The following is a 12695-nucleotide window of genomic DNA, read 5'->3' as shown; positions in this document are numbered from 1 at the left end:
CTGGCGCTCAACCATCGGTCGAGCAGGTCAGGTCTTGCCATTGATCGATCTCCTGGCTCATGCGCTGCAGCTTGTCGCGCACCAGGCCCAGTGCGTCACTGCCCAGTAGCAGGTGGTCGGGCGGACTGGGGCTGGCGATGACCTGCAGGATCGCCTGGGCTGCCTTGCGCGGGTCGCCCAGCTGCTTGCCGCTCTTGTCCTGGCGTGCCTTGCGGATGGGGTCGAAGCGCTGGTCGTAGTCGGCGATGCTGCGTGGCGAACGCTGCATGGAACGACCGGCCCAGTCGGTACGGAACGAACCCGGCGCCACCGCAGTAACGGCGATGCCGAACGGGCGCAGTTCCTGGCTCAGGGTATCGGAAATGCCCTCCAGTGCGAACTTGCTCGAGCAGTAGTAGGCAATGCCCGGCATCGTGAGGGTGCCGCCCATGGAGGTGATGTTGATGATGTGGCCGGCCCGGCGCTGGCGAAAGTAGGGGACGAATGCCTTGGTGACGGCAACGGCGCCGAACACATTGACCTCGAACTGCCGGCGCATGTCTTCCAGCGGGGATTCCTCGAAAATCCCTTCATGGCCGTAGCCGGCGTTGTTCACCAGCACATCGACGGGGCCGTGAAGCGCCTGCACCTGTGCAACCACAGCGTCTATGCGGGCGAAGTCGGTGACATCGAGGATCACCCCGTGGGCGCGTTCGCTGTTCAGGGCCTGAAACGCTGTCAACGCGCTGTCGTTGCGTACGGTGCCGATGACGCGATGTCGGGCAGCGAGCGCCGCCTGGGCCAGGGCACTGCCGAAACCACTGCTGACGCCGGTAATGAAGAGAGTCTTGCTGTCGCTCATGATCGCGATCCTCGGTAGGGAGTACGCGAGCATGCTAGGTGGATTGGCTGATCGTCCCTATGCCGGAGGCTCTTGAAACCTTGCCCGTTTCTATCAGAAGCGAGCGTGGTGATAACCGCCAGGGATGCTGCAGGCAAAGAAAAGCCCGCTGGGGAGGGCGGGCGAAGTATTTCACGGATGTGGAGCAACTGTGCCAGCCGCGACGTGAAAATGTCGTGAAGGGGGTGTCAAAAAAATACGTACAACGGGCAGGAAACCAGTTTTGGGAAAGCACCTACTGCCAATGGCTATTTAGATGACATGCATCGCTAAAGCGCACCTAGAGAATCCCTTCTTGGTCAATGTCGATCAGCGTCTAGAGGAACGATTCCGTGTGCTTTCAAAAAACCAGAACCATGGGGGTGCTTCTGGCGCTCCTGGCGCTGCAGGGTTGCGCCAGTATCATCAGTGACTCCAAGTATCCGGTGAGTGTCACGAGCAGCCCGGCGGGTGCGAATTTCGAGGTGATCAACAAATCAGGGATGGTCGTTCATCGCGGCAGCACGCCTGCGGTGGTGACGCTGATGTCGGGGGAGGGTTATTTTCGTGGCCAAACCTACACGTTGCGTTTCATGAAAGAGGGATACCCAGATCGACAGGTCGAACTCGACTCGAGTGTGGACGGTTGGTACTGGGCGAACATCTTGTTTGGCGGTGCTATCGGCATGCTGATCGTCGATCCGCTGACCGGTGCGATGTACAAGTTGCCGGACGGGGTCTCGGCTGATCTGGGGCAGCCGGTGGCGGAGGCGGCGCAGGGCGCGCTTCGGATCGTCTCGATCAATGACCTTGATCCCGCGCAGCGCGCCCAGCTTGTTTCCCTTCAATAAGGGGCGGTTGGACGGGGTGCAGAGAAGGCGGCATGCCCTGCACCCACATTGCGCTGTCAGAAGCCAGGTGCGATCTGCCCTTTGTAGCGGGTCAGGATGAATTGACGCACTTCAGGGGAGTTCAGCGCCTTGGCCAGCTTCTGGATGCCGGGATCCTGCAGGTTGTCCGGGCGCGCCACCAGGTATTCCACGTACAGATCCTTGCCTTTTTCGACAATCAGCGCGCTGCGGGTATCGATCCCTGCCTCCAGCGCGTAGTTGGCGAATACGAATGCCAGGTCCACCTGGTTCACCGAACGCGCCAGCATTGCGCCTTCCAGCTCGCGGATCCTCAGCTTGTGCGGGTTGGCGACGATGTCGCGCTGGGTCGACTGTGGGTTGCTGGGGGCCTTGAGTTCAATCAGTCCGGCCTCGGCCAACAGCACCAGGGCACGGCCCGTGTTCACCGGATCATTGGGAATGGCCACGCTGGCACCGTCTGGCAGTTCCGCGAGGCTCTTGTACTTGGCCGAATAGGCACCGAATGGCTCGATGTGCACACCGACCACCGGCACCAGGTCGGTGTGTCGAGTCTTGTTGAAGTCGTCGAGGAAGGGCCGGTACTGGTAGTAGTTGGCGTCCAGGTTCTTCTGTGCAAGCTGCAGGTTGGGCTGGATGAAGTCATTGAACACCTTGATGTCCAGGTCGACACCTTCCTTGGCCAGGACCGGTTTGACGAACTCGAGGATCTCGGCGTGGGGAACGGGTGTGGCGCCGACGACCAGGTGCTCGTTGGCCTGAACGTTGAGGGCGATGACGGCAGCCAGGGTGGCGAGGATTTTCTTCATGGGAATGCTCCGAAAAAGGTCGGGAATCAACGTCGGGTGAAGTGTCTGACGAGGCGATCGCCACTCATCTGCAGGGCCTGAACCAGCAGGATCAACAGCAGTACCGTGACGACCATCACATCGGTCTGGAAGCGTTGGTACCCCAAACGGATGGCCAGGTCACCGAGGCCACCACCACCGATCACACCGGCCATCGCCGTGTAGTCGACCAGCACGATGGCGGTGACGGTGACTGCGGCGATCAGCCCGGTACGGGCCTCGGGCAACAAGGTATGGCGGACGATCTGCCAGGTGCTGCCGCCCATGGCCTGGGTAGCCTCGACCACGCCTCGGTCGACTTCGCGCAGGGCAGTCTCCACCAGGCGCGCGAAGAACGGTGTACAGCCCACCACCAGTGGTGGAATGGTGCCGCGCACACCGAGTGACGTGCCGACAACCAATGTGGTCAGGGGGATCAGCACGATCAGCAGAATGATGAACGGCAACGAGCGCAGCACGTTGACCACGACCGACATGGCCCGATATGCGGGCGCATTGGCCAGTAACTGGCGTTGCCCGGTGAGAAACAGCAGCACACCCAACGGCAGCCCCAACGCTACGGTAAAGCCCAGCGCCGCGCCGAGCATGCTCAGGGTCTCGAGGCAAGCGAGGCCGATTTCACCCCAGTCCAGATTGGCCAACAGCGCATTCATCGCCCACGCTCCTGGCGCAGCGCAGCCACCGGATGGGGCGCACGCAGGCGATCACCCTGGCCGAACAGCTTGTTGCGCAGGCTGCCTTCGGCATACTCGCGCTTGAACAGGCCGCGCGCCTGCAGTTCGGGGACCAACAGATCGACCACGGCAACGAAGGTTTCCGGTACGACCACGCTGGACAGGTTGAAGCCGTCCACGTCAGTGTCTTCGACCCAGGCCTGCAACTGGTCGGCGACGGTCGTGGGCGACCCGACCAACAGCGGGCCGTCGCCGCCCAGGCAGCAATATTCGGCGATCTCGGCAACGGTCCAGGTCCGTGTCGGGTCGGCGCGGGTGAAGCCCTCGACTACCGACTGGATGGCTTCGCTGGGCACCTCGCGCAGGATCTGGTCGGGGCTGTAGGCGGCAAAGTCGATGCCTGTCCAACCCGACATCAGCGAGAGCGAACCACTGGCACTGGCGTACTCACGGTACTCGCGCAGACGGGCCTGCGCGGCCTCGTCGGTTTCGGCGACGATCACCGTGAGCTGTTCAAGGATCAGGATATCGGAGCCCTTGCGCCCGGCAGCGACCGCTGCGGCACGCAGATCGGCAACCTGCTTCTTCAGCACGGTCTTGCTCGGTGCTGCAACAAACACGCATTCGGCGTTGGCTGCGGCAAAGGCCCGCCCCCGGCTGGATGCACCGGCCTGGTAGAGCACCGGTGTGCGCTGTGGTGACGGGGCGCTGAGGTGAAAGCCTGGAACCTTGAAGTAGGTGCCGTCATGGTCGATGCCGTGGACCTTGGCCGGGTCGGTGTAGACACCGCTGGCACGGTCGGCGCGCACGGCATCCTCCTCCCAACTGGTTTCCCACAGCTTGTAGCAGACCTGCAGGTATTCCTCGGCCAGGGCGTAGCGCTGGTCGTGGCTCATCTGTTCGGGCTGGCCGAGGTTGCGTGCCCCGCTGGACAGGTAGGAAGTGACGATGTTCCAGCCGGCACGGCCCTGGGTCAGGTGATCGAGGGTGCTCATGCGCCGGGCGAAAGGAAAGGGGTGTTCGAACGACACCGAGGCGGTCACGCCAAACCCCAGATGCCGGGTGGCTGCGGCCATTGCCGGTACCAATTGCAGCGGGTCGTTCAGCGGCACCTGGGCACCGCTGCGCAGCGCTTCATCGGCATTGCCGGCGTAGACGTCATAGACACCCAGCACATCGGCGAGGAACAGGCCGTCGATGCAGCCCCGCTCGAGGGTCTGGGCCAGTTCGATCCAGTAATGGATATCGGTGTAGCGCGTCGCCTGGTCGCGCGGATGGCGCCACAGCCCAGGCGACAGGTGCCCGACCGTGTTCATGGCAAAGGCATTGAGACGGATCTGCTTGGTCATGGCGCAGCCTCAGTTCCAGTCGTGGCGGGTGGGGCGGACACCGTTCAGGGCCCAGTTACCGACCAGGTGATATTTCCAGCGCACGGGGTCGTGCAGGGTATGCACGCGGGCATTGCGCCAGTGCCGGTCGAAGTTGTGCTGCAGCAGCGAGGAGCGGGTCCCGCCCAGTTCGAACAGGCGGTTGCTGGCCTCAATCGACACCTCGGTAGTCAGCACCTTGGCCTTGGCCACCGCCACCGAAGCGGCGGCGACGTTGTCGTCGTTCGGCGCGGGCTTGGCGGTATCCAGCACCTTGCCGGCACGCTCGAGCAGGGCCTCGGCGGCTTCCTGGCGGATCTCCAGGGAGCCGATCTGGATGATGGTGAGCGGATCCTCACTGGCTTTTTCGACACCGGCATCGATCCACGGACGGGCATGTTCGCGAACAAAGGCGATGGTGTCGTCCAGCGCCGCGCGGCCGATGCCGGCGTCAATTGCCGCAGTGGTCAGCTGGGCGAAGGGGCCGGCGAGTGTAGGGTGCTCGTAGGAGCGGTAGCTGGGGAACAGGTTGAATGCAGGCACGCGCAATCCGTCTAGCAGCACGGTGCCGCTGGAGGTGGTGCGCTGGCCCATGCTGTTCCAGTCGTCGACGACCACCAACCCAGGAGTGCCACGTGGCACAAAGGCCAGTTGTGCCCGGTCCCGTTCGTCCAGGGCCAGTACGCCGATCCAATGGGCATAGAGCGAGCCGGTGCAGTAGCCCTTGCGGCCGTCGATACGGTAGCCGTCAGCTTCGGCGACCAGGCGGGTACGGATGTCCTGGACGGTCTTGCCACCGGTTTCAGACAGTGCGTTGGCAAAGCGATGGCCTTTGAGTACCAGGTCGAAGAAGAAGCGGTGCTGCTCTTCGGTGCCTTGCAGGCGGATGTCTTCGAGCAGGCAGTAGTGGTTTTGCGGAATCTGTCCAAGCGACGGGTCGGCAGCCGAGACGATGGCGATCACGCGCGCCAGGGTGGCGAAGGATACTTCGGCACCACCATAGGCACGAGGCACAGTGATGCCCCACAGACCGCTGTTGGAATAGGCATCGACCACATCAGCCGGGACTTCTCGGCGCCGGTCACGCTCGGCGGCGCCTTCACGCAGCAGCGCGGCGACCTGATGGGCAACGGCGATGGCTTCTGCATCGTCGCGGATGACATGGGCATCCGGCTGGCGGATGTCGTAGGAGGCAGAAACGGCAGGCGTGGACATGGGTTCCTCGGGATACTGTGCGTGTACACAGATCACTGGAGCAGAAACCGTGCCAGCGAATTTATCTCAATAAAATCAGTAGTTTGGTGGATTTTATCGAACGAGGTGTCGCCCCTTGGGCAATCAGCTGTTGGCCAGCTGTTGCTGAGCAGACAGTTGCCAGGGAGACATATCGCTGTACCTGCCGCCCCGCGACGCAGCATCGCTCGAAGGCAAAATGCTATCCCGACGTGTCTATGTAAGGGTTTTGTAAAAAACCATTTAAGAATTGTGAACAACTGTATCCTGAATTGACCTACACCATTGGCCAGACCCATGAACCAACTTCCGTCGCAGCCTGAGGCTGCACGCGGGGCGTTCTCCAGCTTTGAGGCGTGTCGCAATACCCAGAAAGGCCCTGTGGTGATCCTGGCGTCAGGCGCGTCAGCGAAAGATTTCCCGCTCGAAGATTTTGCCAGCGTCCCGATCATCGCCATGAATGGCTCGATTTCGATGCTGGTGGGCACGGATGTGCGCCCATTCTTCTACATTTGCACCGACAAGGACTTCTGCAACCAGCAACCCGAGCTTTTTGCCATGGCGTTGCACTGCAGCCCCCGATTGGCACTGTGGCCGGAGCAGTTCGACCTGTTCGACCTGCCTGAGGACACCGAGCGCTACCCGCTGCTCAAGGCCCTGGACCCAACGTTCAGTGAATGGCTGGGGCTCGGGGATGGCCGCTATGCCCGCAACCGCACGCTGTGGAGCAAGCGGGCGCGTTCGATCGGTTTCAGCAGGAACCTCTCATACGGTTTCTTCGATGCCCGGACCGTGGCTTTTGTAGCCCTGCAACTGGCTTACCACCTGGGTTTCGACGATGTGCTACTGGTCGGCGTGGATCTGGACCAGTCGGCAGGGCGCTTTTACGAGACGTCCGGTGGCAAGCGCTCGCCCTGTGGCCTCGACCAGCACTGGGACAGTCGTATCCTGCCGTCACTGAGCCTGATGGCGCACCAGGTGATGGGCGAGCGTTTCCGCGTTCATAACCTCTCGACCCGCTCACGCATCCCCCCGGCGTTGATCCCCAGGATCGACCTGCAGCAGGCCCGTGCCCTCGCGGCCCGAGCGACGGCCGTGGCGTGAGCATTACACGTCAAGAAAGCGGATGCAGCGCCATCGGGCGATAGGTAGAGTGCCGGGGTCGTCAGCCTGTATCAGGAGTTGCCATGTCCAGCGCCTTCACTCTCATGCCATCGCCAGTTGGCACCCTGACACTGGTCGCCCGTGGCGAATGCCTGGCCGCCGTGCTGTGGGAAGAGGAGCGTGCCAACCGGGTGCGCCTTGGCGAACTGCACCGTGATGACCAGGCGCCAGTGCTGCGGGAAACTGCCCATCAGTTGGGTGAGTATTTTGCCGGTCAACGCCAGCGCTTCGAGTTGCCCCTGGACTTCGATGGCACTGAATTCCAGCGCCAGGTCTGGGCGGCGCTGCTGACCATTCCTTTCGGCCAGACCCGCAGCTACAGCGATATCGCCCGACAGATCGGCAACCCCGCGGCGGTACGCGCGGTAGGGGCAGCCAATGGCCGCAACCCGATCTCGATCATCGCACCCTGCCATCGGGTGATCGGTGCCTCGGGCGGCCTTACAGGCTTTGCCGGCGGGTTGCCTGCCAAGCAGTACCTGCTGGCGCTTGAGGGCAGGCAGAGCCTGTCGCTGTTCTGAGCGCTCAGCTCAACCACCACGCCAACGCGCACAGCACCAGCGCGAGCACCGAGCCTGCGAACAGGCTGTAGTGCCGCTGCGCCCGTCGGGCATGGCGTTCGACCTCACGCAGGTACTGGCCGGGTGTCGGCGCATCCGGGCGATGGCGCAACCCTTCGGCGATGTCTGCCAGCCTGCCGCGGATCAGCAAACCAACCAGGTAGTAGCAGGAGGCATAGCTGGCGAATGCCAGCAGCAGGTACTTCACGGGGATCCTTCCTTGGGTGATACAAAGGGAGAGGATACCCTCAGCCGCTCGCAACTAACCAGCAAAACTCAGGACGCCGGCCGTGCAGCGAAGCGCTGGCGGAACCAGTCATCGAGCATGGCCTTCTCGGCATACAGGCGATCGCTGCTGCCCACGCGGCCTGGGCGGCTCAGGTACATCTTGTCGCTGACGCGTTCCTCGGCCTTGCGCTCGGGCTGGCCGGGTTGAACGAGGGTGTAGCTGAGGTCGATGGTCGGCCAGGTGATTTCGCGCATGAAACGTACGTTATAGGCCTGACTGTTCCAGGGTTCGTAACGGCCGGCCAGATCGATGTCGCGGATGTCGATGTGTAATCGCTGGCCGGGCTGAAGGTAGCGCTGGCCAAGTTTTTCCAGGTGCCGGGTGAGTGCCTTCATCACTTCTGGGGCGCCGCCGCGCTCATAGCCGGGGCTGTTCAGGCTGGCATCGCGGAATTTTTCCGGGTGATCGAAGCTGACCTGGACCTGCGCGGGCGGGATGCCTTGTGCCATGCTGTCGTATGCCAGCACCAGCAGTGCAGCGCAGGCTAGGGTAGAGCGCATGATGCACCTCCGCGACGGGCTCGTTGTCTCGCCATTCTACGCCTGGTGCCGGCGACACAGCAGAGGAATGATGTAATGGCGCGTTTTCGGCAGCTAGCTGCCAACGACAAAGGGCGGGACTTGGCGGTCGGCGATATCCACGGGCACTTCCAACGCCTGCAGGCCGCGCTCGAGCAGGCGGCATTCGATCCCGAGGTCGATCGGCTGTTCAGTGTCGGTGACCTGGTCGACCGGGGCCCGACCAGCGAAGAGGCCCTGAACTGGCTGGCGCATCCCTGGTTTCATGCGGTGCAGGGCAATCACGAAGCATTGGCCATCAGCCACTATCGCGGTGGCCGTGTTGATCTGGACATGTACCGTGCGGCGGGCGGGGGCTGGTTTCTCGACTTGCCCAAGGCTGAGCAGGCGCGCTTCGTCGAGCAGTTCGAACGCCTGCCGGTCGCGCTCGAAGTACAGACTGCCTGCGGGTTGGTCGGCATGCTGCATGCAGACAGTCCGTTCGCCGACTGGGCTGAGCTGCGCGCCTGCCTGCAGACTCGGGACGACCCTGCCGTGCGCGAGGTCTGCCAATGGTCGCGCCGGCGCCTGAAAAGCGCCGATAGCGAACCCATCCAAGGGCTGCGTGCGCTGCTGGTCGGGCACACCCCGGTGCTCACGCACAAAGTATTGGGCAACGTGTGGCACCTGGATACCGGTGGCTGGAGCAGCGGTTTTTTCAGCCTGCTGGATATCGGCACGCTGACGCTGATCAACGAGTGACACATCTGCGACCTTCCCAAAAACGACCACCCACACATTCGGGGTATGTCTGCAGCCAGCCAGACCTCCCATAGTGACCCCCTCGGCTCAATCCGGAGCAGTCACACGATGGAGTTGCTATGCGCAAGGCACTGAAGGTGATTGGCGGTCTGTTGCTGGTGTCCTCGACGGCACTGGTGCAGGCAGCGGCAGAGGGGGACAGCAGCAACACGCTCAGGCTGTACAACTGGACTGACTACATCGGTGAAACCACCTTGGCCGACTTCGAAAAGGCCACCGGTATCAAAGTGGTGTACGACACCTTCGATGGCTATGAAACGGTCCAGACCAAACTGCTCACCGGGCGCTCCGGCTACGACCTGGTCATGCTCAATGCGTCGCTGGTACCGCCGCTGATCCAGGCCGGCGTATTCCAGGCCCTGGACAAACAGCAACTGCCCAGTTGGCACAACCTCGACGAGCAGGTGGTCAGCAACCTGCAAGGTTACGACCCTGGCCTGAAGTACTCGGCGCCCTACACCTGGGGCAGCTCCGGCGTTACCTACAACGTCGACAAGATCAAGGCGCGCATGCCCGACGCACCGATCGGCTCGCTGGCCATGTTGTTCGACCCGGCCATTGTTTCGCGCTTCGCCGATTGCGGGGTGACTTTGATGGACGCCCCCACCGAAGTGATTCCACTGGCCCTGCAGTACCTGGGCAAGGATCCGCGCAGCGCCGCACCCGCGGACCTCAAGGCTGCCGAACAGCTGCTGCTGGGCATCCGCCCCTATATCCGCAAGTTCGACTCGGTCAACTACCTGACTAGCCTGCCCAACGGCGACGTGTGCCTGGCTCTGACCTGGTCGGGTGACTACGCCACCGCCCAGGCGCGTGCGGTGGAGGCGAAGAAGGCTATCAAGCTGGCGTTCTTCATTCCCAAGGAAGGCTCGCTGATCTGGTTCGACAACCTCTACATCCCCAAGGATGCGCCGCACGTCAGCAACGCCCATCGCTTCATCGAGTTCCTGCTGCAGCCACAGACCATGGCCAAGGTGACCAACTTCATCCACTACGCCAACAGCAATGCCGCGGCCACCGCTCTGGTACAGGCCGATATCCGCCAGGACCCGGCGATCTACCCGGACGCCCAGACCCGCGAACGGCTGTTCGCGCAAAAGACCCAGACACCCAAGGACATGCGTGCGATCACGCGGGTCTGGAGCACGGTCAAGACCGGTTTCTGAACATTTTCGAACGATCCTCGCCAAGGAGCTGCCCATGGCCACTTCAAGCAACGCATTCGCTATCGCCCACGATCCATTGGTGGAAGCCGACAAGGCCCATTACATGCACGGTTATCATATGTTCGACGAGCATCGCCAACAGGGCGCGCTGAACATCATCGAAGGCGAAGGCGCCCACATCCGCGATACCCAAGGCAACCGCTTCCTCGATGCCGTTGGCGGCATGTGGTGCACCAACATTGGCCTGGGGCGCGAGGAAATGGCCTTGGCCATTGCCGACCAGGTGCGCAAGCTTGCCTATTCGAACCCGTTCTCGGACATGGCCAACGACGTGGCCATCGAGCTGTGCCGCAAGCTTGCGCAACTGGCACCGGGCGACCTGGACCATGTCTTCCTCACCACAGGTGGGTCTACTGCCGTGGACACCGCCTACCGGCTGATCCAGTACTACCAGAACTGCCGCGGCAAGCCGGGCAAGAAACACATCATCGCCCGCTACAATGCCTACCATGGCTCGACCACCCTGACCATGCAGATCGGCAACAAGGCCGCCGACCGGGTGCCTGAGTTCGACTACGCCCACGACCTGATCCACCACATCTCCAACCCCAACCCGTACCGCGCCCCGGACAACATGGACGAGGCCGAATTCCTCGATTTTCTGGTCGCCGAGTTCGAAGACAAGATTCTCTCCCTGGGCGCCGACAACGTTGCCGCCTTCTTCGCCGAACCGATCATGGGTTCGGGCGGAGTGATCATCCCACCCAAGGGTTACTTCGCGCGCATGTGGCAGCTGTGCCAGACCTACGACATCCTGTTCGTCGCCGACGAAGTAGTGACTTCGTTCGGGCGCCTGGGCACCTTCTTTGCCAGCGAAGAACTGTTCGGCGTAACCCCAGACATCATCACCACAGCCAAGGGTCTGACCTCTGCCTACCTGCCGTTGGGTGCGTGCATCTTCTCCGAGCGCATCTGGCAGGTGATCGCCGAGCCGGGCAAGGGGCGCTGCTTTACCCACGGTTTCACCTACAGCGGCCATCCGGTGTGTTGCACGGCAGCACTGAAGAACATCGAGATCATCGAGCGCGAAAACCTGCTGGCCCACGTCAACGAGGTCGGCAGCTACCTGGAGCAGCGCCTGCAAACCTTGCGTGACCTGCCGCTGGTGGGCGATGTGCGCTGCCTCAAGCTGATGGCTTGTGTCGAATTCGTCGCCGACAAGGCGAGCAAGGCACTGTTCGACGATGCGATCAACATCGGTGAGCGCATCCATAGCAAAGCCCAGGCCAAAGGCCTGCTGGTACGGCCGATCATGCACTTGAACGTGATGTCGCCGCCGCTGATCGTCACCCGCGCCCAGGTTGACGAGATCGTCGAAACCCTGCGCCAGTGCATTCTCGAAACCGCGCGCGAGCTCACGGCGCAAGGGTTGTACCAGGGGCGATGAGCAGCCTGCAGCGGGCTGTGCGTGGGCGTGTCCGGCAGGCTAGACTGCCGGGCATGACCCAGGCCTCTCCCGACACACCTATTGCCCTTACCCTCGGCGCGCTGCAGCAGTGGCATGCGGCGCTGCAAAGTGCGTTGGCCCATAGCGAATCACCGCAGGCCCTGCAGTATCTGGCCAGGGCGCTGGGCCAGTTGGTGGCGGTCGAGTCGATGATGATCAGCGTCGAAAGCCAGGGACAGGCGCCGCGCCTGTTGTACCAGCAAGGCATTCCCGATGCCCATCGCGATGCCGTGCTCAACCGCTATTTCGCCGCCGGTTACCTGCTCGATCCTTTCTGCCTCGCGGTGCAGAGCGGGCTGGCTGAAGGTTTCTATCACCTGCAGGACATCGCGCCGGACAACTTCTTCGACAGTGACTACTACAAGGCCTATTACCTGGGCACTGGCTGCAGCGAAGACAGCTACTACATCGCCGACCTCAGCGATGGCCGCAAACTCTCCCTCAGCCTGTTCCAGGGCTGCAGCGGCACACGGCTGAGCGCGCAACAGATCGACCTGTTGCGTGCGGTCGAACCGATGGTGCGCGACCTGCTGGGCCGTTATGCACGGCATAACCTCGAACCCGGTGTCGCGACGCTGGAGCATGCAAGTCTGCAGGCTGCGTTCGACAGCTTCGGCTGCCAGGTGCTGACGGACCGCGAACGGGAAGTCGCGCACATGATCCTGCGCGGGCATTCGGTAAAGTCCACGGCGCAGGACCTCGGCATTTCGCCTGAAACCGTACGCATGCATCGCAAGAATCTCTATCTGAAGCTGGGCATCAACTCTCAGTCTGAGCTGTTCGCTCGCTTTATCGATTGGCTGCGCCAGGGCTAGGGCCAACCCGGGTTCCTGGTTCACG

Annotated in this window: 14 protein-coding genes; 7 read left to right on the top strand and 7 right to left on the bottom strand. The window is 62.4% G+C overall.

The features are described from left to right. Positions 1-7: 7 nt before the first annotated feature. Positions 8-841: an oxidoreductase gene (locus tag HU748_RS04695; RefSeq protein ID WP_186664578.1), complete on the bottom strand. Its 834-nt coding sequence runs from the start codon at positions 839-841 to the stop codon at positions 8-10. 371 nt (positions 842-1212) lie between these two features. Here HU748_RS04695 and HU748_RS04690 point away from each other — a divergent pair, with 371 nt between their 5' ends. Continuing rightward, positions 1213-1710 (top strand): hypothetical protein, encoded by a 498-nt coding sequence (locus HU748_RS04690; protein WP_346655289.1) that lies wholly within the window; start codon positions 1213-1215, stop codon positions 1708-1710. Between the two features lie 56 nt (positions 1711-1766). Here HU748_RS04690 and HU748_RS04685 read toward each other — a convergent pair whose 3' ends face one another. The 4 genes from HU748_RS04685 to HU748_RS04670 are packed head-to-tail and all read right to left on the bottom strand — an operon-like array spanning position 1767 to position 5832. Further along, positions 1767-2537: a MetQ/NlpA family ABC transporter substrate-binding protein gene (locus HU748_RS04685; RefSeq protein ID WP_186709119.1), complete on the bottom strand. Its 771-nt coding sequence runs from the start codon at positions 2535-2537 to the stop codon at positions 1767-1769. A 26-nt stretch (positions 2538-2563) separates the two neighbouring features. Continuing rightward, positions 2564-3229, bottom strand: coding sequence for a methionine ABC transporter permease (locus HU748_RS04680; RefSeq protein ID WP_186719426.1), 666 nt, complete (start codon positions 3227-3229; stop codon positions 2564-2566). Continuing rightward, positions 3226-4599 (bottom strand): LLM class flavin-dependent oxidoreductase, encoded by a 1374-nt coding sequence (locus HU748_RS04675; RefSeq protein ID WP_186709125.1) that lies wholly within the window; start codon positions 4597-4599, stop codon positions 3226-3228. The genes HU748_RS04680 and HU748_RS04675 overlap by 4 nt, the downstream gene beginning before the upstream one ends. Before the next feature lie 9 nt (positions 4600-4608). Further along, positions 4609-5832, bottom strand: coding sequence for an SfnB family sulfur acquisition oxidoreductase (locus tag HU748_RS04670; RefSeq protein WP_186719424.1), 1224 nt, complete (start codon positions 5830-5832; stop codon positions 4609-4611). Between the two features lie 315 nt (positions 5833-6147). Between HU748_RS04670 and HU748_RS04665 the strand changes: the two genes are divergently transcribed. Next, the gene (locus tag HU748_RS04665; RefSeq protein WP_186719422.1) at positions 6148-6954 is read left to right on the top strand and encodes a lipopolysaccharide biosynthesis protein; all 807 of its coding nucleotides are present in this window, start codon (positions 6148-6150) and stop codon (positions 6952-6954) included. A gap of 83 nt (positions 6955-7037) precedes the next feature. After that, positions 7038-7535 (top strand): methylated-DNA--[protein]-cysteine S-methyltransferase, encoded by a 498-nt coding sequence (locus HU748_RS04660; protein WP_186719420.1) that lies wholly within the window; start codon positions 7038-7040, stop codon positions 7533-7535. A gap of 4 nt (positions 7536-7539) precedes the next feature. Here HU748_RS04660 and HU748_RS04655 read toward each other — a convergent pair whose 3' ends face one another. Next, positions 7540-7782, bottom strand: a complete 243-nt coding sequence (locus tag HU748_RS04655; RefSeq protein ID WP_063544858.1) for a hypothetical protein — start codon at positions 7780-7782, stop codon at positions 7540-7542. Between the two features lie 68 nt (positions 7783-7850). Next, positions 7851-8363: a DUF3016 domain-containing protein gene (locus HU748_RS04650; RefSeq protein WP_186719418.1), complete on the bottom strand. Its 513-nt coding sequence runs from the start codon at positions 8361-8363 to the stop codon at positions 7851-7853. A 75-nt stretch (positions 8364-8438) separates the two neighbouring features. Here HU748_RS04650 and HU748_RS04645 point away from each other — a divergent pair, with 75 nt between their 5' ends. The 4 genes from HU748_RS04645 (at position 8439) to HU748_RS04630 (ending at position 12670) form a co-directional block, all read left to right on the top strand. Then, positions 8439-9122 (top strand): metallophosphoesterase, encoded by a 684-nt coding sequence (locus HU748_RS04645; protein ID WP_186664590.1) that lies wholly within the window; start codon positions 8439-8441, stop codon positions 9120-9122. Positions 9123-9241: 119 nt separating this feature from the next. After that, complete coding sequence (locus HU748_RS04640; protein WP_125929863.1) at positions 9242-10348, top strand: polyamine ABC transporter substrate-binding protein; 1107 nt, start codon at positions 9242-9244, stop codon at positions 10346-10348. 34 nt (positions 10349-10382) lie between these two features. Continuing rightward, entirely contained in the window at positions 10383-11795 is a 1413-nt protein-coding gene (locus HU748_RS04635) for an aminotransferase (RefSeq protein ID WP_186719417.1), read from the top strand. Beyond that, positions 11792-12670, top strand: coding sequence for a LuxR C-terminal-related transcriptional regulator (locus HU748_RS04630; protein WP_186709147.1), 879 nt, complete (start codon positions 11792-11794; stop codon positions 12668-12670). The genes HU748_RS04635 and HU748_RS04630 overlap by 4 nt, the downstream gene beginning before the upstream one ends. Positions 12671-12695 lie beyond the last annotated feature (25 nt).

The sequence above is a fragment of the Pseudomonas sp. RW3S2 genome, from assembly GCF_014268955.1.
GTDB classification, from domain to species: Bacteria; Pseudomonadota; Gammaproteobacteria; order Pseudomonadales; family Pseudomonadaceae; genus Aquipseudomonas; species Aquipseudomonas wayambapalatensis.
Note: the sequence above shows the minus strand (reverse complement) of the source record. Positions and strands in the feature narration are given on the sequence as shown.

What these genes read in the sequence shown, in the direction of transcription:
- HU748_RS04670 (WP_186719424.1), bottom strand. Translation starts at nt 5,832, where the DNA reads ATGTCCACGCCTGCCGTTTCTGCCTCCTACGACATCCGCCAGCCGGAT.
- HU748_RS04695 (WP_186664578.1), bottom strand. Translation starts at nt 841, where the DNA reads ATGAGCGACAGCAAGACTCTCTTCATTACCGGCGTCAGCAGTGGTTTC.
- HU748_RS04640 (WP_125929863.1), top strand. Translation starts at nt 9,242, where the DNA reads ATGCGCAAGGCACTGAAGGTGATTGGCGGTCTGTTGCTGGTGTCCTCG.
- HU748_RS04665 (WP_186719422.1), top strand. Translation starts at nt 6,148, where the DNA reads ATGAACCAACTTCCGTCGCAGCCTGAGGCTGCACGCGGGGCGTTCTCC.
- HU748_RS04675 (WP_186709125.1), bottom strand. Translation starts at nt 4,599, where the DNA reads ATGACCAAGCAGATCCGTCTCAATGCCTTTGCCATGAACACGGTCGGG.
- HU748_RS04660 (WP_186719420.1), top strand. Translation starts at nt 7,038, where the DNA reads ATGTCCAGCGCCTTCACTCTCATGCCATCGCCAGTTGGCACCCTGACA.
- HU748_RS04650 (WP_186719418.1), bottom strand. Translation starts at nt 8,363, where the DNA reads ATGCGCTCTACCCTAGCCTGCGCTGCACTGCTGGTGCTGGCATACGAC.
- HU748_RS04630 (WP_186709147.1), top strand. Translation starts at nt 11,792, where the DNA reads ATGAGCAGCCTGCAGCGGGCTGTGCGTGGGCGTGTCCGGCAGGCTAGA.
- HU748_RS04680 (WP_186719426.1), bottom strand. Translation starts at nt 3,229, where the DNA reads ATGAATGCGCTGTTGGCCAATCTGGACTGGGGTGAAATCGGCCTCGCT.
- HU748_RS04685 (WP_186709119.1), bottom strand. Translation starts at nt 2,537, where the DNA reads ATGAAGAAAATCCTCGCCACCCTGGCTGCCGTCATCGCCCTCAACGTT.
- HU748_RS04645 (WP_186664590.1), top strand. Translation starts at nt 8,439, where the DNA reads ATGGCGCGTTTTCGGCAGCTAGCTGCCAACGACAAAGGGCGGGACTTG.
- HU748_RS04635 (WP_186719417.1), top strand. Translation starts at nt 10,383, where the DNA reads ATGGCCACTTCAAGCAACGCATTCGCTATCGCCCACGATCCATTGGTG.